Below are 20,448 nucleotides of genomic sequence, written 5' to 3'. Positions count from 1 at the left end.
CCGCGCCGCGCCGGACGGACGCAGAGGCCACGCTTCCGCACGACGGCGTGCCGAAGCGCCCCGCGCATATGCCGAGAGAGGGCGGCCCGGCCCGCCCTCTCGCACCGGCCTCGCCACGACGGGCGGGCCTGCCGCGAACGCCCGGTTCACGAGGGCGCCCACCATCGGCCCGCACGCCCACCGGCACGCGCACCCATTGTCGGAGTGTGCGGTTCGGCCCTCGCGCCCTATCTAACGGCGCACATCGATCACCGGCTCAACCCGACGACCGCGGGGCGGATCGCCCATCGACCCGCCCGCCCTTCACCCTGACCGACCACAACGCGACGAGAGCGCATGTCTGATCTCTGGCTTGGCTGGCCGACCCAACTCACCATTTTCGCCGTCGCCCTCGCCGTCGGCATCATGGTCGACCGCAGCACCTCCAACCGCGCCAGCGCCGTCGCCTCGGCCCTCGGCGTCCTCGTGCTCACCCAGGCCCTCGCCTTCGTCCCGCTCGACACGCTGTTCTTCGACGGTGACCTCGGCCGCACCATCCGCGGCGCCACCAACGACTTCGTCCGCTTCCTCGTCGTCAACTATGGCGACTTCTTCGACGCCATTTCCGAGCCGGTCCTGCGCACCCTGGTGACGCTGGAACGCACCCTGCGCGACGCGCCGGTCCCGCTGGTCCTCTTCGCGGTCGGCGCGCTCGCCTACCTCGCCTCGCGCCGCCTCGCCATGGCCGCCGGCATGGTCGTCGCGCTCTACTTCATCGGCACGCTCGGCCTCTGGGAACAGGCGATGCAGACTGTGTCGATCATGCTCGTCTCGGTCGGCATCTCCATCATCCTCGGCATTCCCGTCGGCGTCCTCAACGCCCGCTCCAACACCGCCCGCAAGATCATCAACCCGGTGCTGGACCTGATGCAGACGATCCCCAGCTTCGTCTACCTCATCCCGGCCCTGATGCTGTTCGGCCTCGGCAACGTGTCGGCCGTCCTCGCCACCGTCATCTACGCCACCCCGCCGCTCATCCGCCTCACCGACCTCGGCATCCGCTATGTCGACGCCGAAGTGGTGGAAGCCTCCCGCGCCTTCGGGGCGACGCGGCGGCAGATGCTGACCGGCGTGCAGATCCCGCTGGCGCTCCCGTCCATCATGCAAGGCATCAACCAGACGGTCATGATGGCGCTGGCCATGGTCGTCATCGGCTCCATGATCGGCGCGCGCGGCGTCGGCCAGACCGTCCTCATCGGCCTGCAGCGCAACGATGCGGGGCAGGGCCTCATCGGCGGCATCGCCATCGTCATGCTCGCCATCGTCTTCGACCGGATCAGCCAGGCCGCGGGCGCCCGCGCGCAGAAGCACAGGCAGGTGGCGCATTGATCCCGCGCGCCGCCGCCCCCCGCTGTTTCGCGCCGCCCGTCCGCCCCGCCAGGAGCCGCTGAGTCTATGTCCCTCATCGAAGTCAAGAACGTCACCAAGATCTTCGGCCCCAACCCGAAGGCCGCCCTGCAGCGCTATCGCGACGGTCTGTCGAAAGAGGAGCTGCTGGCCGAGACCGGCCACACGCTCGGCCTCGCGGACGTGTCCTTGTCCATCGGCAAGGGGCAGATCTTCGTTATCATGGGGCTGTCGGGCTCCGGCAAGTCGACCCTCATCCGCCACTTCAACCGGCTGATCGACCCGACCGACGGGCAGATCCTCGTCGACGGCGACGACGTCATCAAAATGTCGATCCGCCAGCTCGAACGGTTCCGGCGCACCAAGATGTCGATGGTGTTCCAGCGCTTTGGCCTGATGCCCCACCGCACCGTGCTGCAGAACGTCGCCTACGGGCTCAAAGTGCGCGGCGTCGGCCGGGCCGAGCGCGAGGCGAAGGCGATGGAGTGGATCGAGCGCGTCGGCCTGTCGGGCTATGACGGGCAATATCCGACGCAGCTTTCCGGCGGTATGCAGCAGCGCGTCGGCCTCGCCCGCGCCCTGGCGACGGACGCCGAGATCCTGCTCATGGACGAAGCCTTCTCGGCACTCGACCCGCTGATCCGCAGCCAGATGCAGGACCAGCTCATCGAGCTCCAGTCCGAGCTCGGCAAGACGATCGTCTTCATCACCCACGATCTGGACGAGGCGCTCAGGATCGGCGACCAGATCGCCATCCTGAAGGACGGGCGCCTGTCGCAGGTCGGCACCCCGCCCGAAATCCTGCTGAACCCGGCCGACGACTACGTCACCGAGTTCGTGCGCGACGTGAACCGCGCGCGTGTGCTGACGGTCGAGACGGTGATGCGTCCGCCCAAGACACGCCTCACCGGGGCGGACATCGACAAGGCGCTGGGCGAGATGCGCCGCACCAACGCCGACTGGGGCTATGTGGTGGAGGACGGCCGCTACCTCGGCGTCGCCACGCAGGAGAGCCTTGCCGCCGCCGTGTCCGCCAACGACGGGCGCAACCTCTACGAGGTCGCCGAGGACGGGCCGACCGTGTCCGCCGCCGATGCGCTGGAAGCCGCGCTGCCCGCCGCCCTCGAAACCGACTACCCGCTCCCGGTGGTGGACAAGGAAGGCCTCTTGATGGGCGTCGTCTCCGGGCGCGAGATGTCGTCCGCGCTCACGCCGCCCAAGGTGGCGTCGGCCGCCGCCGCGGAGCCGGGCGGCAGCGCCGGCCGGGCAGGCGGCGCCGCTCCGGCGTCCACGGCCGGCAAGACTGCGGCAACGGCCGAAAGCCCCGCGGCCGCCCACCGCGAAACGGCCAAGCTCGACGGCTGAGGCTGCGCCACCCGCCGCCGGTGTGCCCTGTCGACCCGGCGGCGTTCAGTCGAAGATCAGCTCGTCGCTTCGATAGCCGGTCACGCGGCAATCGGCGCCGCGAACCGGAGCGTCGCCGTGCAGCTCGATCCGTGCGTGCATGGCGCCGCTGACGGCATAGCCCGCGGGCGCGCACCCGGCCTTGAACACGTAGGCCGTGCCCGCCAGCGGCGAGACCTCGTCCGCTGCCGTGTCGCCCGTGACATCCTGCGGCACGAAGCGCCCGGCGAACAGGACCGTCCCCGGCACGACGCCATGCCGGGCCAGCCCCCGCCGCGGCACGCGATAGCGGATCGTGACATCGGCGCGGCACACGGTGACGTCCATCGCGGAACCGTTGTGGTCATAGGTTTCGGTTTGGCAGTCATCCTGGGCCGACGCCGTCGCGATGGTCCAGGGCCAAATCAATATCGCTGCAATTATAGCTAAGCGGAACATTGCGCCTCTCGCAGAACTCGGCGCATCTCCAGCCGATCGCACCCAGCCTACGGGCATTTCTCCGCGCTGGCGACCAAGCCCCGTCACACGATCTGATGAGATCCTGCGAAATCCTACGTTGCCTCACAATTCGAGCATGTTATCCAGGCAGCTAAGAGATTTGTGTAACTGCGTATCATGGCCCGCGACGACCCCGCGGGCCGGCCGCCGCCGATGCCTGCCGCGCGGCCATTGAGGAGAGTGCCGTGACGGCCGATCTTTCCCGGTTCGACACCTATGCCGCCGCCAGAGCCGGATTCGTCTGGCCGCAGCCGGCCCGCTACAACATCGCCACCGCCGCGTGCGACGCCTGGGCCGACACCGCGCCGGACCGCACCGCGCTGGTGTTCGCCGATGCGAATGGCGCGCCCTACGAGGTCAGTTACGGCGCGCTGCAGAAGCTGGTGAACCGCACCGCCAACGCCTTCGCCGCGCTCGGCGTCGGGCGCGGCGACCGCATCGCCATCAAGCTCGGCCAGCGGCTGGAAACGGTGGCGGTGCATCTCGCCGCCTACAAGCTCGGCGCCATCGCCGTGCCGATGGCGATGCTCTTCGGCACCGAGGCGATGGCCTACCGCCTCACCGCCTCCGGGGCGCGCCTTCTCGTCACCACCGCCGAAGGGGCGGCCACCGCGCCGGACTGCGAGGCGACGCTCGTCACCGTGGACGGCGGGCCCGGCGTCGACCTGACCGCCCTCACCGCCGCCGCCAGCGACCGGCGCGATGTGGCGGACACGGGGCCAGACGATCCGGCGCTCATCATCTTCACCTCGGGCACCACCGGGCCGCCGAAGGGCGCCGTCCACGGCCACCGTGTGCTCTATGGCCACATGCCGGGCGTGCAGATGTATCAGGACCGTCTGCCCGCGCCGGGCGACCGCTTTTGGACGCCGGCCGACTGGGCGTGGGCGGGCGGGCTCCTCAACGTGCTCCTGCCGTCGCTGGCCATGGGCGTGCCCGTCGTCGCCCAGCGCGCCGCCCGCTTCGACCCCGACGAGGCGCTCGACTGGGCGGCCGCGGCGGGCGTGCGCAACGCCTTCATTCCGCCGACCGCGCTGCGCATGATGCGCGACACGCGGCCCCGCCTGGCGCTGCGCTCGGCCGGCTCCGCGGGCGAGCCTCTCGGCGCCGAAACCTTCGAGTGGGCGCGCCGCCATCTCGGCGTCACCATCAACGAGGCCTACGGGCAGACCGAGGTGAACCTCGTTCTGGCGAGCTGCTCCGGCTGGGGTGTGGCCGCGCCCGGCATCATCGGCCGCGCCGTTCCGGGGCACGAGGTCGCGATCGTCGACGACGCCGGCAGGCCGCTGCCGGACGGCACGCAAGGGACAATCGCGGTGGCCGCGCCGGACCCGGTGATGTTCCTCGGCTACTGGAACGATCCCGCGGCGACGGCGGCGAAGTTCCGCGGGCGCTGGATGCTGACCGGCGACCAGGGCATCGCGGGGCCGGGCGGCGTCCGCTTCGTCGGGCGCGACGACGATCTCATCAACTCGGCCGGCTACCGCATCGGCCCCGGCGAGATCGAGGATTGTCTCGCCGGTCACCCCGACGTGGAGCTGGCGGCGGTGGTCGGCCGTCCCGATGCGCTGCGCGGCGAGGTGGTCGTGGCGTTCGTGAAGCAGCGGCCCGGCGCGCCTGCGGGCGACGAGCAGCGCAAGGCGTTGAAGACCTTCGTGCGCGGGCGGCTGTCGGCGCACTTCTACCCGCGCGAGATCGTCTTCGTGTCGGAGATCCCGCTGACGACCTCGGGCAAGGTCATCCGCCGCGCGTTCCGCGAAGTGGCGCTGGAAGACACCGCCGCCTGAGACCGCGGCGGCGGGCCGGGCTTAAGGCGTCCCGGCCCTCCGCCCCGTCAGGCTTTCGGCTTGCGCGGAGAGCGGGAGAGGCGCGGCGTGCCGGGCTTGCGCCGGGCGCGCGGCTTGCGGGGGGCGGGCGTCTTCGCGGCTGCCGTCTCCTCCACCGCCGTCTCCTCCACGGTCTGCACGTCCGCCGCCGGTGCGGTCGGCGCATCCGCCGCCGTCTCCGCAGGGAGAGCGTCCGGTTCTGCCCCATCCATCTCGGTCGGCGCCGCGGCGAACGGGGCCGCCTCCTCGGCAGCGTGTTCCACCGGCGTGCTGACCGCATCCGGATCGTCGATCACCGACGCCAATGTTTCCTCGGCGACGGGCTCCGCGGTTTCCATCACGGGTTCCGTCGCGGCGACGGGCTCCGCCGCCTCGACGAAGGTTTCCGTCTCCTCGGCCACGGCATCCGCCTCGTCGGCGGCGGTCTCCGCTGCCTCGGCGACCAATTCGGAGGGCGCCACATCGGCCCCGCGGCTTTCGGCCGCCGCCCGGTCCAGCATGAACTCGGCTTGGGCCGGCGCGCTCGAGGCGACCTCGATCGCTGCATCGGCCGATTCCGGCAGGGCCTCCGCGGCCTCTTCCACAGTGTCGGACACGTCGCTCGTGACGTCCTCGGCCACGTCGGCTTCGGCCTCGGTGACGACCGCTGCGGCCTTCGCGGTGTCTTCGGTCACGGAGATCGCCGCATCGGTGATGGCCTCGGCGCTCTGCGTGACCGCCTCGGCCGCCGCGACCGAGGCATCGGCCGCCGCGTCCGTTGCGGCGCCCGCCACCGCGGCGGTCTCATCGATCACGGTGCCGGCCGTCTCCGTGGCCGCCGCGCCGATGTCATCGCCGGCGGTGAGCGCGGTGTCGGCCAACGCGGCCCCCGCCTCCACCGGCGCCTCGGCCGCTTCAACCTCGGCCGCTTCAACCTCGGGAGCGTCGCCCACTGGCGCCTCGGCGATCGCGTCCGGCGCGGGCTCTACCTCGGATTCGGCGACCGCCGCGGCCTCGACCGCGATCTTGGTCGGGATGGTCAGGTCCATCCGCGCCAAGCGGCCGAGCTCGTAGGTGGAATCGGCCAATCTCTCCGCCGTCTTCGTCAGCGCGCCGGCCAGACTGTCGGACATTCCACTGGTGATGCCGGCCGCCTGGCCGCCCGCATCCACCGCCGATCCCAGCACCGCGGACAGGCTGGAGATCGACGCCGACACGGCGGCCGCCATCGCCTCCGCGGTCTCGGCCGCCGCACCCGCCGTCACCGTGAAAGGACGGTGCAGCATCCGCGCCGCGCTCTCCACCGTCGCCGGAATGTGCGTGAGGTCGGGCTGCAACTCCATCCGGTCCGACGCGGCTCCGAAGGTCTGCGCGATCGCCTCCGCGCCGACGTGGGTCAGCGGGAGCCAGCCGCGCATACCGTGCGACGCGGGAGGCGTGTCGACCGCCGCTTCGGCCACCATCGCATCCACCTGGGCGCTGCTGATCGGCGTGTCCGCCGACGTGCTGCCGCCGTCGTACCGGTACGCGAATTCGACGATGCGCGGCGCGATCTCCTTGCGGAAGCGCGACCCGTTGAACACCCCGTAGTGCCCCACGGAGGGCTGCTCGTAGTGCTGGTGCATCTCGGCGGCGAGGTTCGGCGTCATCCGGTGTGCGGCCTTCGTCTGGCCGATGCCGGAGATGTCGTCCTTCTCGCCCTCCACGGTGAAGATCGGCGTCTTCGTGATGGCCGCCGGGTCGACCGCCTCGCCCTTGTGCATCATCTCCCCCTTCGGCAGGAGCTGGCGCAAGAAGACGTAGTCCACCGTCTCCAGATAGAACTCGGCGGTGAGATCCATCACGGACAGATATTCGTCGTAGAAGTCGCGGTGTTTCTCGGCGCTGTCGCCGTCACCTTCCACCAGATGGTCGAAGTAGTCGTAGTGGGCGGCCATGTGCCGGTCCAGGTTCATCGTCATGAACCCGGTGAGCTGCAGGAAGCCGGGGTAGACCGGCCGCATGAACCCCGGATGCGGCAGCGGCACGGACATGACGACGTTGCGGCGGAACCAGTCGAGATCGTGCTTGGCGGCGTAGTCGTTCACCTCGGTCGGATTCTCGCGCGTGTCGAGCGGGCCGCCCATCATGGTGACCGACTTCGGCGTCACGTCGCCGTTCTGCTCCAGCACCGCCATCGCGACGAACACCGGCACCGTCGGCTGGCACACCGCGACGATATGGCAATCGCCGCCGAAATGGCGCGTGATGTCGGCGACATATTCGACATAATCGCCGAAATCGAAGCTCCCTTTGGAGAGCGGCACCATGCGCGCGTCCACCCAGTCGGTGATATGCACGTTGAAGTGCGGCAGCATGGTCTCCACCGTCCCGCGCAGCAGCGTGGCATAGTGGCCGGACATCGGCGCGACGATGACGAGGTTGGGCTGCGGTGCGGCCCCGGCGGGGAATGCGCGGTTGAAGCGCAGGAGCTTGCAGAAGGGCCGCTCCCATACGACCTCTTCGGTCACCGGGACGGTCACGCCGTTCACCGTCGTCTCGGTCAGGCCGAAGCTCGGCTTGCCGTAGCGGCGGGTCACGCGCTCGAACACATCGGTCGCCGCGGCGACCTGACGGCCGAACTGAGTATAGGTTAAGGGATTGAGCGGGTTCTTATAATACAGTCTGACGGCATCATTGAGAGCGCGTGCCGGGCTCAAGAATGCGTGGTTCAGCTCATAAAGATGATAGTACATAGAACCTCGGACCGTGGTTGTGGGGGCCGCTCCCGGCCGCCGCGCTCATGCTCATGCTGCACCGCAACATATCACCCCGGCAGCGCGTTTTGGCAAGTTTGCCTAGAAACACCGACTCGATGATCAGGATGTGTGTGGAAGAGTGACGGACGAAACACGCAGTTTCACCCTCCGGGATCGCGTTGTGCGGGTGCGCACGCTGCTGCTTCTGAGGTGGCTCGCCATATTGGGCCAGTTGACCGCCATCCTCTTCGTCGGCGTCGTCCTCGAATTCGACATGCCGTTGGCCGCCTGCCTCGGTCTCGTCGCCCTCGCCGCGTGGACCAACGTCTTCCTGCGGATCAAGTTCGCGGACAACCGACGCATGCCGGAGGGCTGGACCACCGCGGTCATGGCCTTCGACATCGCTCAACTGACACTACAGCTCGGCTTGACCGGCGGGCTCACCAACCCTTTCGCGCTGTTGTTGATCGCGCCCGTCATGGTGTCGGCCACCACCTTGTCGGCGGGGCGCACGTTGACGCTCGGCGTGCTGGTGCTGCTGGCGGCGACCGTCCTCGTCATCGCCCACGCGCCGCTGCCCTGGTATTCGGGCGAGCATTATAGCCCGCCTTTCCTGTTCATCGGCGGAATATGGCTCTCTCTGGTGTGCAGCCTCATCTTCATGGGAAGCTATGCCTTCCGCGTGTCGGAGGAAAATCGCCTTCTCGCGGATGCGCTCGGCGCCACCGAGATCGTTCTCAGCCGCGAGCAGAACCTCCACGCGCTGGACGGGCTCGCCGCCGCCGCTGCGCATGAACTCGGCACGCCGCTCGGCACGATCCTCATGGTCGCGCGCGAGATGGAGCGCGAGCTCGACCCCGGAAGCGCGCTCTACGACGACGTCACCCTGCTGCGCTCGCAGGCCGAGCGGTGCCGGGAGATCCTGGGACAGTTGAAGAGCCTGGGTGAAGACGGCGACAGCCCCCTGGTGCGCCTCAACGTTCATACGCTGCTGGAGGAGGTGGCCGGCCCGCACCGCGGCGTCGGCATCGAGATCGACATCCTGTTGGCGGGCGACACCGGCGAGCAGCCGATCGTCCCGCGCAATCCAGCCATCCTCTATGGCCTCGGCAACCTCGTTGAGAACGCAGTCGATTTCGCATCCACTCTGGTGCGCGTTTCGGCGGAATGGACGGAGGAGGACCTCACCATCGTCATCGCCGACGACGGCCCGGGCTTCACCGACGACGTGCTCGACCGGCTCGGCGATCCGTATATTTCCCGTCGTGCCTCGGACAAATCGTCCGACCAGCGCGGCGGCGGGCTGGGTCTCGGCATCTTCATCGCCAAAACGCTGCTGGAGCGGACCGGCGCGACCGTCACCTTCGAGAAGCGCGCCGGTGCGACGGTGACTGTCGCATGGCCGCGACGGATCCTGCGATCGATGCTTCCCGAGCGGAATTAAATTCTCGTCATGAAGGGGCAGGGCGCGGCAGTCGGACCTAAATAGTCACACAAGACCGAAAAAATCGAAGGGACCTTTGCATGGATGCCATGCCGCAAGTTGCCCCCGCGCGCACCGTAGATGGAAGCCGGCTTCTGATCGTCGACGACGATGCCGCGTTCGGCCAGCGCTTGGCCCGTGCGATGGAGAAGCGCGGTTTCGTGACCGAGGTTGCCGAGAGCGCGCAGGACGCCAGCGCGATGAGCGAGCGCAACCCGCCCGATTTCGCCGTGGTCGACATGCGGCTGGGCGACGGCAACGGTCTGGAAGTCGTCGAACGGATCCGCCGCCGCAAGCCCGACGCTCGTGCGGTGATCCTCACCGGCTACGGCAATATCGCCACCGCGGTCACGGCGGTGAAGCTCGGCGCGGTGGATTATCTCGCCAAGCCTGCCGATGCGGACGAAGTGTTCAGCGCGCTGACCCGCGAAGGCGCCGAGCGGCCGGAGCTTCCCGAAAATCCGATGTCGGCCGACCGGGTGCGCTGGGAACACATCCAGCGCGTTTACGAGATGTGCGACCGCAACGTGTCGGAGACCGCGCGCCGCCTCAACATGCACCGCCGCACGCTGCAGCGCATCCTCGCCAAACGCGCCCCGCGCTGAGCGCGGGAAGCGCGCCGCGTGCTGAGTGCGCGGCCTCGGCGCTGGGACGCACCACACCCAGGCCGGGTGACGCGCTCCCGCGCCGCGGAGGCGCGACGCGCGGCCGCTGAGTTCAAGACGGCGCAGAGCCCGCTCTCGCGCCGTTTTCGTTTGGTGCCCCGCCACGCGGCCGTCATCCTGCTGTCATGAAGAGCCGCGATGCGGGGCGGGCCGATGTGTCCGCCGAGGCGGCGTGCGGCACCGATCGACCGGGCGAGGACCAGGCCGCCGTGACACAGACCGACCCCCGCACCCCTTCAACGCCGGACGTCGCCGCCACATCGCCCGGCCGGCGAGCCGCCGCAACATCGCCCGGCCCGCAGGGCAGCGCCTCACCTGCAGCGCCCGGCACAGGGGAGAGCGGGGCACCGGATGCGCCCGCCCCGCGGGGCAGCGCCGCAGAAGTGTTCGCCGCCTTTCTGCCGCTCGGGCTCACCTCCTTCGGCGGGCCGGTCGCCCATCTCGGCTTCTTCCGCACCGCCTTCGTCGAGCGGCGCTCTTGGATGAGCGACGCCGCCTACGCCGACCTCGTCGCACTGTGCCAGTTCCTCCCCGGCCCCGCCTCCAGCCAGGTTGGGATGGCGATCGGCCTGCAGCGGGCCGGGTTCCTCGGCCTCGCCGCGGCATGGACCGCATTCACCTTGCCCTCGGCCGTCGCGCTGGCGCTGTTCGGCCTCGTCGTCGCATCGGTCGACATCGGCCCGCACGCGGGCTGGTTGCTGGGGCTGAAAGCCGCCGCCGCAGCGGTCGTCGCCAACGCGCTCATGGGCATGGCCGCCAGCCTCGCCGCAACGCGCGGGCGCGCCGCCATCGCTGCCGCGGCCGCCGTCGCCATGCTGCTCGCCCCGGTCCCGGCTCTGGTGCAGATCGGCGTCATCCTGGCGGGGGGACTGTGCGGCTTCCTCCTCGGCGCCCCGCCCGCGCCCGGCGCGCAGGCGTCTGATCGAAGCGCCGCGCCCGCTGCGGCCGTGCACAACCGCACGCTCGGCGCCGTCGCCCTCGTCCTCTTCGCGGCGGGGCTCGTCCTGCTGCCGCTGGCCGCACAATGGGGTCCGGCGGCGGACCTGTTCGACCGCACCTATCGCGCCGGGGCGCTCGTGTTCGGCGGCGGTCACGTGGTGTTGCCGCTGCTGGAGGGCGAGCTCGCCGGCCTCGTCGCACCGGACGCCTTCCTGGCCGGCTATGGCGCCGCGCAGGCCGTACCGGGGCCGCTCTTCACCTTCGCCGCCTTCCTCGGTGCGGTGGCGACCCCCTTCGGCGGGATCGCAGGCGCGGCCGTGGCGCTCGCGGGGATCTTCCTGCCGTCGGTGCTTCTCGTCGTCGGCGTCATGCCCTTCTGGGACGCGCTGCGGCGCCGCGCGTGGGCCCGCCGCGCTCTCGCAGGGGTCAACGCCGCCGTCGTCGGTCTCCTCGGCGCCGCCTTTTGGGACCCCGTCATCACCGGCGGCATCACCTCGAACGCGGCCCTCGCGGTCGCCGTTGCCGCCTTCGTGGCGCTGCGGCACTTCGGCGCGCCGCCATGGGCCGTGGTGGTGGCGGCAGGTCTCGCCGGGGCCGCGCTGCTCTGAGCCGGCCCTATGCTGCAGGAGGCTTGCACCCGCCCCGCCGCTGAGTCTTGATGGACCGGCAGCATAAAGGTCAGTGCTATGCCGCTCCTCTCCGTGTTCGACGTCGCCCCGATGGTCGACGGCCGCCAATCCGCGAACGCCATCAAGATCCGCCGCGGCGCCGCCCGCCTGCTGCGCGACCTCGGCTATGCGGTCGTGCCGGAGCTGGTGCTGGCCGACGGGCGCCGGGCGGATCTCCTCGCCGTCGGGACCGGCGGCGACATCGTCATCGTCGAAATCAAATCCTCGCTGGCGGACTTTCGTGCCGACCTGAAGTGGCCCGCCTACAAGCGCGCCTGCGACCGCTTTTATTTCGCCTCGGTGCCGGAGGTGGGCGACATCTTCCCGGCCGAGGAAGGGCTCATCTTCACCGACGGTTACGACGCCGCCTTCATCCGCGAGGCGGTGACGCAGCGCCTTTCCGCCCCCGCGCGCCGGGCCATTCACCTCAGGGTGGCGCAGACCGCCGCGCGCCGCCTGCACGAGCTGGAGGACCCCCAGCCTCAGGTATCCGCCGCCCTGTGAGCGGACATGAAAAAGGGCCGCGACGGCGGCCCTTTGCGTTTCTGCGGCCCGGCCTCAGTTGAGCGTGGCGGGCGCTTGATCGGCGGCGGGCCGGGGCCGGCGTTTGCGCTTCGGCGCGGTGTCGGCGGCGGCCGCTTTCGGTGCCTTGGCCGCCTTGGCGGGCGCCGCCTTTTGCTTCGCGGCGGCGGCAGGCTTCGCGGCGGCAGACTTGGCCGCTTTCGGGGCCGCTTTCGGGGCCGCGCGCGTGCGGGCGGGCGCCGCTTCGGCGGCCGGGGCGGCGGCCAGCGTGATCAGATACTCGGTCCGAAGCTCGCTCTCGGCCCGGTACCAATGCTCCAGTGCATCCCCGCCGGGGCAGCCGGATTGTTCCCAAATCGCGTAGGCGCGCTCGCTGATGCGCGCATGGTCAATGCTCTCGATCATCGTCGATCATCCCTGAATAGCGCGCCCACTGCAGGCCCGTCACGCCGTGCCCGGATCCGTGGGCCGATGGAACACGTTGACGCTGAAAAGGAAAACAAAAGTTTACCTTGGGGGGACCCCACGGCGATCGCCCATCCACACGAAATGCGTGATGCGACGCGGCCACACCCTGCGCCGTTGCACCGGCATCACGCAGGCGGCAGGCGGGTGGACAGGGCGCCTCCCAGCCGCAATAAGACGAACACATCCAGCAGCGCGCGTCGCCGAGGCGGGCGGTGCAGGCGCGGGCCTTGTCAGCCGATCGAGGGTCATCATCGGAACGCAGCCACCCTTGCCGCGTGAGGTCACGGTCCGCCGCCCCGAAGGGCGAGGCGGGCTCGCCGTCCTGCGCGCGTTGAGGGGGCCGCTGGCGGCGCTGGGGATCGTCCTCGCGCTGTTCAACCTCTTCGTCCCCTCCATGGCGATGGCCGAGGCCGATCAAGGCGTCATCTGCTGGGGCGCCGCACCCGCTCCCGCGCCGGACGACAAGGCCCGCACCGCGATCGACGCGGCCTCCTGCTGCCTCTGTTATGCGGTGGCCATCGCGCCGGAGCTGCCCGATGTCGCCCCTCCGGACGAGCAGCCTCTGGCCGCGCGTCTGCCGGGGCTCACCGTCCGCATCGCCGGCCATGACTGGGCCGGGCGCCCGCGCATCAGAGCCCCGCCGCTGTCCTGAAACGGAACCGCATCCGCCTTTACCGGGCGGCCCTCAACCGACATTCAGGACAGATCGATGCCTCATATGACCCGCGCGTTGCGCGGCGCGACGGCGCTCGCGCTCACCCTTCCTCTATTCGTCGCCGGCACGGCGCTCGTCGGCGCAACGGGCGCCAGCGCGCACGTCTCTTTCGTGGTCGCGCAGGCGCCCGCCGGTGCCACCTTCAAGGCCGTCCTGCGCGTGCCCCATGGCTGCGACGGCCAGCCCACCACCGCCGTCGCCGTGACGGTGCCGGAGGGCTTCGCCGCCGTGAAGCCGATGCCCAAGCCAGGCTGGACGCTGGACGTCTCGACTGCGGACGACGCCGCGCCTGATGCGTCGCGCGGCGAGAGCGTCGCCTCCGGCGTGACCGAAATCCGCTGGAGCGGCGGCAATCTGCCGGACGCTTCGTCCGACGAGTTCGCCTTTCAGGGACACGTGACCGGGGTGGAACCGGGCACCGTGCTGCCGTTCAAGGTGGTGCAGACCTGTGCGGACGGCGCCATCTCGTGGTCCGATGTCGCCGCGCCCGGGCAGGATCCGCATGACCTTGCCCACCCTGCACCGGTGCTGACCGTCGTCGATGCGTCGCAGGTGGCGCAGGCGGCCGACGCTGCGCACCACGGCACGTCGCACGAACCGGCCCCGCAAGCGGCCGCCTCGACCATGGCGGTCGACACGGCTTGGATGCGCCAGCCGCCCCCCGGCGCGTCGGTCGGCGGCGGCTACATGACGCTGACGAACACCGGTTCCGAGCCCGACAGGCTCGTCGCCGTCAGCGCCGACTTCGCCGGCCGGGCCGAGGTGCATCAGATGGCCGTCACCAACGGGATGATGATGATGCAGCCGATCGAAGGCGGGCTGGAAATCCCCGCCGGCGGCTCGGTCACCCTGGCGCCGGGCGGCTATCACATCATGTTCATGGATCTCGCCCGTTCACCCGCGGCCGGTGACACCTTGGACGTGACGTTGACGTTCGAGCACGCCGGCACGCTGACGGTGCCGCTGGCGGTGGCGCCGATCGGCGCCGGTGCGGCGCCCGCCCACGCGCATGGGCACGGCGCCGGAGGGGCGGGCTCACATGGCGGTGGCCACGGCCACGGCGCCGCGCAGTAGACGGCGCCATGCGTCAGGGGAGGGCGCCGCCCTCTCCTGACGGTGCGGCAACCTCAGGCGCGGCGATCGGTCGGCGACCCGCCCGCGTTCCTTGCGGCTTCGGAGGCGGTTTGTCCGTCCGCCGCGCCTGCCGCCTGGTGGGCGTGGCTCGCATCGCCCGGATGCACGTGCGCATGCGGGTGGGCGTGGGTGTGGATCGTCGCCGGCCGCAACCGGCCGTGCTCCAGCGCCAGGGCGCGTGTCGCAAGGCCCGCCACGAACGCCGCGTCGTGCGAAACGATCAGCATCGCCCCCGGAAAGGCGGCCAGCGCCGCCCGCAGCCGGGCGCCGTTGGCGGTGTCGACACCGTTGGTCGGCTCGTCGAGAAGCAGGACGTCGGGCGTCATCGCCAGAAGTCCGGCGAGGCAAACGAGGCGCTTCTCGCCGCCGGACAGGCGGTGCGTCAGCCGCTCACCGAGATGGGCGATGCCGAGATGGCCGAGAGTTGCGCGCGCGGCGGCTTCGGCAGCGGCCGGACTGGCGCCTGCGTTCAGCGGACCGAAGGCGACGTCCTCCACCACGCTGGGGCAGAAGAGCTGGTCGTCGCTGTCCTGGAACAGGACGCCGATGCGCGGGCGAAGCGGCCGGAAGTCGCGCTCCTCGCGGCACACCGTGCCGAACAGCGTCACCCGCCCGGACGTGGCGGGGGTGAGCCCGACGATGGTGCGCATCAGCGTCGTCTTGCCCGCGCCGTTGGGGCCGACGATGGCGACCCGCTCACCCGGGTCCAGGACGAGGCTCGCCCCTTCCAGCACGGTGCGCCCGTCACGCGCGACCGTCACCTCGTCGAGCCGCAGGAGCGCGCTCACAGCCGGTCGACCATCAGCAGCGCCGCCGCGGAGGCGACGATGAGCCCGGCGGCGGCGATCTCGCGCGCGGCCGGGCGCGGCGCGGCGAGGCGCGGGATGCGGCCGGTATAGCCGCGGCAGCGCATCGCCTCTTCCACGCGCTCGGCCCGTTCCAGCGCGCGCACCAGCAGCATGCCGATCAGCCAGCCGTAGGTGCGCAGGGTGTGCCGATCGGTGCGCGGGGTGAAGCCGCGGGCGTGCATCGCCTCGCCCAGGCGCCGCGCCTCGTCGCCGATGAGGACGCGGTAGCGCGCAGTGGCGACGAACAGGCGCACCAGCGTTTCGGGCACGCGCAGCGCGGCGAGGGCGGCGCCGAGCCGGGCCGGTTCCAGCCCGCCCAGAAGCAGCGTGAGGACGAGCACCGAGGCCGACACCTTGGCGCCGAGCGTGGCCGCCAGCAGCAGCCCCTCGGCGGACACGGTGAGGGGGCCCAGCGAGGCGACCGGCGCGCCCGGCACGGTGAAGGGCAGCGACACGAAGAGGAGGATGAGGAAGCCTTCCAGATGGACGAGGCGGCGCCAGCCCGGCCGCTGCGGCTGGGCGAGCGTCAAAGCGGCGGCGGCGGCGAGCGCCGACAGCGCCGTCACGAGCCCGCCGATCTGCGACACGAGCAGCACCGCGCCGAAGGCGGTGAGGAGGCGCAGGCGCGGATCCTGCGGCAGCATCATCGACGGCGTCATCGGCGGCGGCCGAGCGCCCACAGCCCCATTCCGGCGAGGCCGAGGATGAGAAAGAGGCCGGACAGGATGTCGGTGAACTTCAGCCGCGCGTCGAGCGCCACGATGCGCTCTTCCAGCGGGGCGACGGCATGCGCCACGGCCCGCTCCACCATGCCCGCGAGAGCCTCCGGCGACGGGCCGGCCTCCGGTGAGAGGCCGGCGGGTGCTGGCGATGGCTCCATGGGCGCTTCGTCCGACGCTGCGTCCGTTGTCGGCGCTGCCGCCGGTGAGGACGCCGCACCCGCCCCGTCGCCCCGTGCCGCGGCGGGTGCGGCGGCGGCGAAGCGCTGCGGCGCCAGGGTGGAGGTGGCGCGGTGCCCCTCGCGGGTGTCGATCGTCACCGCCACGGCACCCGTGACCTCGGCCGGTGCGGCGAAGGCGAAGCGGCCGTCCGCATCGGTCTCGCCGCTCGCCAGGGGCGTGCCCTCCATCGTCGCCGTCCACGCCGCGCCATGCGGGCGCCCGCCGCCGATGAAGAAGCCGTATCCCGACACCGTCGCCCCCTCGACCCTGGCGAAGACGCGCAGCGCATGCGCCTCGGCGGCGGCGGTCCCGGCGAGGAGGCCCGCGAGGAGAACGAGCGCGCGGATCATGTCAGTTGCGGGCTCAGCGCGTCCGGCTTCACCCGCGCCAGAAACCCGGCGGCGAAGGCGGTGATCGCGCCCTCGACCAGCACGAGCGGCAGATAGGTGGCGACGACGACGCTGGCGACCGGCGCATAGTCGGGCGAGGAGAGCCGCAGCGTCAGCGCCACGAGGACGCCGTTGCCGACGACGGATCCCGCCCCGGCGACGGCCGCGAGGGCGGCGGCGCCGGGCGGGGAGGCGCGCCTGATCATCGGCCCCAGCAGGCCGCCCAGCAGCGCGCCGGGCAGCGCGATGTTGAACGTGTTCACGCCCAGCGTCGTCAGCCCGCCGAAGCCGAAGAGCACCGCCTGCAGCACCAGTGCCACCAGCACCGCCGGGAAGATGCCGAGCCCCAGCATCACCCCCATCAGCCCGCCGAAGACGAGATGCACGCTGGACGGCCCCACCGGCACGGCGATCAACGATCCGGCGAAGAATACCGCGGCGAGGATGGCGACGCGCGGAATGGCGCGCTCGTCGATCCGCCTCAGCGCCAGGCCGACCCCGGCCGCCGCGGCCACTGCGCCGCCCACAAGCACCGGGGCCGAAAGGATACCGTCCGGGATGTGCATGATTATCCGCCGGCCGCCGTCGCCTTCACCCAGATGAGGCCGCCCTCTTCCACCGGGACGCTGTCGCCCTCCGGCGAAGTCATCGGCGCGTCGGCCTCCACAAGTGCGGCGAAGCCCCACCAGGCGGGGAAGGGCATGGCGTAGGTGAATGTGCCGTTCGCGTCGGCCTTGATGACCTGGGTGATGAAGGCGTCGTTGGGCGGGGTGACGGCGCCGTCGTTGACGAATTCCACCTCCACCTCGGCGAAGGGCACCGGCGCGCCGTTCTTCGTCACAATTCCGGTGAAGACGTTGCCCGCCCACACGCCGGTCGGCCGGGTCAGCGGCATGATCTCGACCGGCAGGCCCACGAGTTCGTCCCACCCCTCGCCGGACGCGTAGGCATCGACGATTACCTTGGCGTAGTGGACGATGAACTTGCCCTCGGCCGGCTCCCAATAAGGCTGCGGGGTGACGTGGAAGACGGCCGCGCCTGGCTCCTCCAGCGTGTGGGTGATGCGCCAGGCGGCGGCGCCGTCCCGCGGGGCCTCCTCCAGCGCACCGGAGAGGTCGGTGTCGACCCCGCCCGCGAGGACGCCGACCGCCGCGGGCCGCTCCATCGTCATCACCGGCCCACCTTCGACCGGGTGCGTGAAGACGAGGTCGAGCGTTACCTCGCCGCCTTCGGTGAGGACGTCCGCGCTGGGGATGATCTCCTGGAAATGCGCTGCGGCGGGGAGCGCGGCGAACGGGCTCGCAAGAAGGAGGGCGAGGCAGCGGGGGGCGATCATCGGGCCGTCCAGGAAGGTATGATATTTTGTTTGAATTATCATACTGACCCCGTTGCGCAATGCCCCGCGCCGGGTTTTCTGCCGCCGACCGCCGACCGCCGACCGCCGACCGCCGACCGCCGACCGCCGACCGCCGACCGCCGACCGCCGACCGCCGACCGCCGACCGCCGACCGCCGACCGCCGACCGCCGACCGCCGACCGCCGACCGCCGACCGCCGACCGCCGACCGCCGACCGCCGACCGCCGACCGCCGACCGCCGACCGCCGACCGCCGACCGCCGACCGCCGACCGCCGACCGCCGACCGCCGACCGCCGACCGCCGACCGCCGACCGCCGACCGCCGACCGCCGACCGCCGACCGCCGACCGCCGACCGCCGACCGCCGACCGCCGACCGCCGACCGCCTGCCGCCGACCGCACCCTCGAACGGTCATGGCGTGGCCGGCCCGCCCCGCGGTCGGTCCCCGTCGCGACTATTCTGCGCCCGCCCACCACAGTCCGTGGCCGCCGCGCCCGTGGCCGGCCGCCCCCACGGCCAGCTCACCGAAGGCCGGTGCAGTCGCCGGCCGTGCACCCTCTCAACCGGCGGAGCGGGAGGCCGATGGGCCGTGCCAAGCTGATGCCTCACGCGCCGGGCCGGGTTAGGATGGCGGCATGAAAGCGGAGGCCTCCATGCAGCGCGTGACGATCACCCTCGACCCCGACCTCGCTGCGATGGTGGACGCATTTCGCGGCGCCCAAGGCGGGCAGAACCGCTCGGAGGCGGTGCGCGACCTGCTCCGTAGGGGGCTGGCCGCAAGCGCGGTGGCGCCCGCGGAGGCCGCGTGCCTCGGCGTCGTCAGTTGCGCGGTGGATCTGTCGGTGCGCGGTCTCGCCGCGCGTGTGCCGCAGAGCCGGCTCGACAGGCACGACCAGACCGTGGCGGCCCTGTCCGTGCCGATCGACCACTCCACCTCGCTGGAGGTGGCCGTTCTGCGCGGGCCGGTCGGCGATGTGTCGGGCTATGCCGAGGCGCTCTTCGTGGAGCGGGGAACCACCCATGGCGCGCTCGCCCTGGTGCCTGTGGCCGAGGGAGACGCCCCGCACGTGCACGCCGACGAGAGCCGCCCGCACACCCACATGAAGGTCCGCTCCGGCTTCTGACGATCCGCCCGGCCGGGGACCTGGCGACACCGCAACCGTTAAACCTCCCCAACCCTGCCCCGCCGTACGCAGACCCGGCCAAGCTTCTCGCAGACACGCTGAATGCCACCGATGGGGCCGGTCAAGCCGCCGCCGCGCCGGACGAGCTGCCCGCCGCGCCGGACGAGCTGCCTGCCGCGCCGGACAAGCCGCGAGCTGAGCTGGACAAGCCGCCAGCCGAGTCGGACGATCCGCCCGCCGTGCCGGCCAAGCCGCCGCCGTCCCGGCCGAGCCGCCCACCGCGCCGGGCAAGCCGCCGCCGTCCCGGCCGAGCCGCCCACCGCGCCGGGCAAGCCGCCCGCCGCACCGGGCAAGCCGCCCGCCGTGCCGGCCAAGCCATCCGCCGTGCCGGCCACGCCGCCTGCCGCGCCGGCCAAGCCGCGGACCGGGCCGGTCAGGCCGAGCGTCGAGCGCAAGCTAAGGGGCCAGCCCCGCAACACTATGCTAAGGACCGGCGCCGAGGCGTCCGACGGGGCCGGGCGTCGGCGCGGCCGGGCGTCGGCGCGGCCGGCGTCTGTGCTCGCGCGGCGCCAGCGGCGCGGGAGCGCCCGTCAGCCCGGCGGGGAGGCGGCGGCGCGCAGGGACAGGCCGCCGTCGAGCTGGAGATCCTGGCCGGTGATCCAGCCGCCGTTCGGACCGGCCAGATAGGCCACCATCGCACCCACGTCCTCGGCCGTGCCCAGCCGCCCGATCGGATGACGCCCTTCGCGCTCGGTGAGCGTGCGCTCAGGATCGGCGCTCGCTGCGATCGCCCCGCGTGACATGTCCGTCAGCACCAGGCTCGGACTCACCGCGTTGACCCGGATGCGCCGCGGCGCAAGGTCCAGCGCCATCTGCTTGGCCATGCCGATCACCGCCGCCTTGGACGAGCCATAGGCGACCCGCTCCGCATGCGGCACCGTCCCGGCGATCGACGCCACCAGAATGACCGCCCCGCCGTCCGTCATGTGCGGCACCACCGCGCGCGTGAACAGGAACGACGGCAGGATGTTCGTGTCCAGCACGCGGCGCACATCGGCCAGCTTGGCGTCCACCACCGAGCCGACCGCCGTGATGCCGGACGACACCACCAGCGTGTCGATCCCGCCCAAGGCCGCCGCCGCCGCGTCCACCACCTTGGCGACGTCCTCCTCGTTGGTGGCGTCGCCCGTCATCGTGCCGGCGCAGGCGGAGCCCAAGGTCGCCGCGGCCTCGTCCAGCGGGCCGGCGCGCCGCCCGGTGAGGAATACCCGGCCCCCGGCCGCCGCGAGGGCCACCGCGCTGCCGAGGCCCAGCCCCGTGCCGCCGCCGACGATCAGCGCCCGCGTCATGGCCGGCCTCGCTT

At 71.6% G+C, this 20,448-nt stretch carries 19 protein-coding genes; 10 read left to right on the top strand and 9 right to left on the bottom strand.

The window, feature by feature from the left end:
• Positions 1-336: 336 nt before the first annotated feature.
• Positions 337-1,368, top strand: coding sequence for an ABC transporter permease (locus BIX52_RS18870; RefSeq protein WP_342743854.1), 1,032 nt, complete (start codon positions 337-339; stop codon positions 1,366-1,368).
• Between the two features lie 66 nt (positions 1,369-1,434).
• Complete coding sequence (locus BIX52_RS18865) at positions 1,435-2,751, top strand: quaternary amine ABC transporter ATP-binding protein (RefSeq protein ID WP_075222662.1); 1,317 nt, start codon at positions 1,435-1,437, stop codon at positions 2,749-2,751.
• Between the two features lie 45 nt (positions 2,752-2,796).
• Here BIX52_RS18865 and BIX52_RS18860 read toward each other — a convergent pair whose 3' ends face one another.
• The gene (locus BIX52_RS18860) at positions 2,797-3,228 is read right to left on the bottom strand and encodes a hypothetical protein (RefSeq protein WP_139312814.1); all 432 of its coding nucleotides are present in this window, start codon (positions 3,226-3,228) and stop codon (positions 2,797-2,799) included.
• A 245-nt stretch (positions 3,229-3,473) separates the two neighbouring features.
• Here BIX52_RS18860 and BIX52_RS18855 point away from each other — a divergent pair, with 245 nt between their 5' ends.
• Positions 3,474-5,075 (top strand): AMP-binding protein, encoded by a 1,602-nt coding sequence (locus BIX52_RS18855; protein WP_075222660.1) that lies wholly within the window; start codon positions 3,474-3,476, stop codon positions 5,073-5,075.
• 47 nt (positions 5,076-5,122) lie between these two features.
• Here the strand turns inward: BIX52_RS18855 and phaZ are convergent, their stop codons facing one another.
• A complete protein-coding gene (gene phaZ, locus BIX52_RS24090) occupies positions 5,123-7,828 on the bottom strand; it encodes a polyhydroxyalkanoate depolymerase (RefSeq protein WP_075222659.1) in 2,706 nt (901 codons plus the stop codon).
• 184 nt (positions 7,829-8,012) lie between these two features.
• On the opposite strand from phaZ, the gene BIX52_RS18845 reads away from it, so the two are divergent.
• From BIX52_RS18845 to BIX52_RS18830, 4 genes are all read left to right on the top strand, one after another.
• Positions 8,013-9,275 carry an ActS/PrrB/RegB family redox-sensitive histidine kinase gene (locus BIX52_RS18845; RefSeq protein WP_245803233.1) on the top strand — a complete coding sequence of 421 codons (1,263 nt, stop codon included), beginning with the start codon at positions 8,013-8,015 and terminating at the stop codon, positions 9,273-9,275.
• A gap of 89 nt (positions 9,276-9,364) precedes the next feature.
• Positions 9,365-9,919: an ActR/PrrA/RegA family redox response regulator transcription factor gene (locus tag BIX52_RS18840; protein ID WP_083551428.1), complete on the top strand. Its 555-nt coding sequence runs from the start codon at positions 9,365-9,367 to the stop codon at positions 9,917-9,919.
• 443 nt (positions 9,920-10,362) lie between these two features.
• Entirely contained in the window at positions 10,363-11,526 is a 1,164-nt protein-coding gene (chrA, locus tag BIX52_RS18835) for a chromate efflux transporter (RefSeq protein ID WP_075222656.1), read from the top strand.
• A 78-nt stretch (positions 11,527-11,604) separates the two neighbouring features.
• The gene (locus tag BIX52_RS18830) at positions 11,605-12,090 is read left to right on the top strand and encodes an MmcB family DNA repair protein (protein WP_075222655.1); all 486 of its coding nucleotides are present in this window, start codon (positions 11,605-11,607) and stop codon (positions 12,088-12,090) included.
• Between the two features lie 54 nt (positions 12,091-12,144).
• On the opposite strand, the gene BIX52_RS18825 is transcribed toward BIX52_RS18830, so the two are convergent.
• Positions 12,145-12,513 (bottom strand): DUF2934 domain-containing protein, encoded by a 369-nt coding sequence (locus tag BIX52_RS18825; protein WP_075222654.1) that lies wholly within the window; start codon positions 12,511-12,513, stop codon positions 12,145-12,147.
• Positions 12,514-12,844: 331 nt separating this feature from the next.
• On the opposite strand from BIX52_RS18825, the gene BIX52_RS18820 reads away from it, so the two are divergent.
• Both BIX52_RS18820 and BIX52_RS18815 read left to right on the top strand, forming a co-directional pair.
• Positions 12,845-13,228: a DUF2946 family protein gene (locus BIX52_RS18820; RefSeq protein ID WP_075222653.1), complete on the top strand. Its 384-nt coding sequence runs from the start codon at positions 12,845-12,847 to the stop codon at positions 13,226-13,228.
• A 57-nt stretch (positions 13,229-13,285) separates the two neighbouring features.
• Complete coding sequence (locus BIX52_RS18815) at positions 13,286-14,365, top strand: copper chaperone PCu(A)C domain-containing protein (protein WP_108676495.1); 1,080 nt, start codon at positions 13,286-13,288, stop codon at positions 14,363-14,365.
• Between the two features lie 53 nt (positions 14,366-14,418).
• Here the strand turns inward: BIX52_RS18815 and BIX52_RS18810 are convergent, their stop codons facing one another.
• From BIX52_RS18810 to BIX52_RS18790, 5 genes are read right to left on the bottom strand one after another with little or no spacing between them, the layout of a single operon-like run.
• Positions 14,419-15,213, bottom strand: a complete 795-nt coding sequence (locus tag BIX52_RS18810) for an energy-coupling factor ABC transporter ATP-binding protein (protein WP_075222651.1) — start codon at positions 15,211-15,213, stop codon at positions 14,419-14,421.
• Positions 15,210-15,953, bottom strand: coding sequence for a cobalt ECF transporter T component CbiQ (cbiQ, locus tag BIX52_RS18805; protein WP_083660505.1), 744 nt, complete (start codon positions 15,951-15,953; stop codon positions 15,210-15,212). The genes BIX52_RS18810 and cbiQ overlap by 4 nt, the downstream gene beginning before the upstream one ends.
• Positions 15,929-16,564: a hypothetical protein gene (locus BIX52_RS18800; RefSeq protein ID WP_075222650.1), complete on the bottom strand. Its 636-nt coding sequence runs from the start codon at positions 16,562-16,564 to the stop codon at positions 15,929-15,931. The genes cbiQ and BIX52_RS18800 overlap by 25 nt, the downstream gene beginning before the upstream one ends.
• Complete coding sequence (cbiM, locus tag BIX52_RS18795) at positions 16,561-17,172, bottom strand: cobalt transporter CbiM (RefSeq protein WP_075222759.1); 612 nt, start codon at positions 17,170-17,172, stop codon at positions 16,561-16,563. Before cbiM ends, BIX52_RS18800 begins: the two co-directional genes overlap by 4 nt.
• Positions 17,172-17,939, bottom strand: a complete 768-nt coding sequence (locus tag BIX52_RS18790; protein WP_075222649.1) for a DUF4198 domain-containing protein — start codon at positions 17,937-17,939, stop codon at positions 17,172-17,174. The genes cbiM and BIX52_RS18790 overlap by 1 nt, the downstream gene beginning before the upstream one ends.
• Before the next feature lie 657 nt (positions 17,940-18,596).
• On the opposite strand from BIX52_RS18790, the gene nikR reads away from it, so the two are divergent.
• On the top strand, positions 18,597-19,085 hold the full coding sequence (gene nikR / locus BIX52_RS18780; RefSeq protein ID WP_245803232.1) for a nickel-responsive transcriptional regulator NikR: 489 nt from the start codon (positions 18,597-18,599) through the stop codon (positions 19,083-19,085).
• Between the two features lie 590 nt (positions 19,086-19,675).
• Here the strand turns inward: nikR and BIX52_RS18770 are convergent.
• The gene (locus BIX52_RS18770; protein WP_075222646.1) at positions 19,676-20,434 is read right to left on the bottom strand and encodes an SDR family NAD(P)-dependent oxidoreductase; all 759 of its coding nucleotides are present in this window, start codon (positions 20,432-20,434) and stop codon (positions 19,676-19,678) included.
• Positions 20,435-20,448 lie beyond the last annotated feature (14 nt).

It is taken from the genome of Acuticoccus yangtzensis, from assembly GCF_001927245.1.
Lineage (GTDB): Bacteria > Pseudomonadota > Alphaproteobacteria > Rhizobiales > Amorphaceae > Acuticoccus > Acuticoccus yangtzensis.
This window is presented reverse-complemented; position numbering and strand designations above follow the sequence as displayed.

What these genes read in the sequence shown, in the direction of transcription:
- BIX52_RS18870 (WP_342743854.1), top strand. Translation starts at nt 337, where the DNA reads ATGTCTGATCTCTGGCTTGGCTGGCCGACCCAACTCACCATTTTCGCC.
- BIX52_RS18865 (WP_075222662.1), top strand. Translation starts at nt 1,435, where the DNA reads ATGTCCCTCATCGAAGTCAAGAACGTCACCAAGATCTTCGGCCCCAAC.
- BIX52_RS18860 (WP_139312814.1), bottom strand. Translation starts at nt 3,228, where the DNA reads ATGTTCCGCTTAGCTATAATTGCAGCGATATTGATTTGGCCCTGGACC.
- phaZ (WP_075222659.1), bottom strand. Translation starts at nt 7,828, where the DNA reads ATGTACTATCATCTTTATGAGCTGAACCACGCATTCTTGAGCCCGGCA.
- BIX52_RS18840 (WP_083551428.1), top strand. Translation starts at nt 9,365, where the DNA reads ATGCCGCAAGTTGCCCCCGCGCGCACCGTAGATGGAAGCCGGCTTCTG.
- BIX52_RS18830 (WP_075222655.1), top strand. Translation starts at nt 11,605, where the DNA reads ATGCCGCTCCTCTCCGTGTTCGACGTCGCCCCGATGGTCGACGGCCGC.
- BIX52_RS18825 (WP_075222654.1), bottom strand. Translation starts at nt 12,513, where the DNA reads ATGATCGAGAGCATTGACCATGCGCGCATCAGCGAGCGCGCCTACGCG.
- BIX52_RS18815 (WP_108676495.1), top strand. Translation starts at nt 13,286, where the DNA reads ATGCCTCATATGACCCGCGCGTTGCGCGGCGCGACGGCGCTCGCGCTC.
- BIX52_RS18800 (WP_075222650.1), bottom strand. Translation starts at nt 16,564, where the DNA reads ATGATCCGCGCGCTCGTTCTCCTCGCGGGCCTCCTCGCCGGGACCGCC.
- BIX52_RS18790 (WP_075222649.1), bottom strand. Translation starts at nt 17,939, where the DNA reads ATGATCGCCCCCCGCTGCCTCGCCCTCCTTCTTGCGAGCCCGTTCGCC.
- nikR (WP_245803232.1), top strand. Translation starts at nt 18,597, where the DNA reads ATGAAAGCGGAGGCCTCCATGCAGCGCGTGACGATCACCCTCGACCCC.
- BIX52_RS18770 (WP_075222646.1), bottom strand. Translation starts at nt 20,434, where the DNA reads ATGACGCGGGCGCTGATCGTCGGCGGCGGCACGGGGCTGGGCCTCGGC.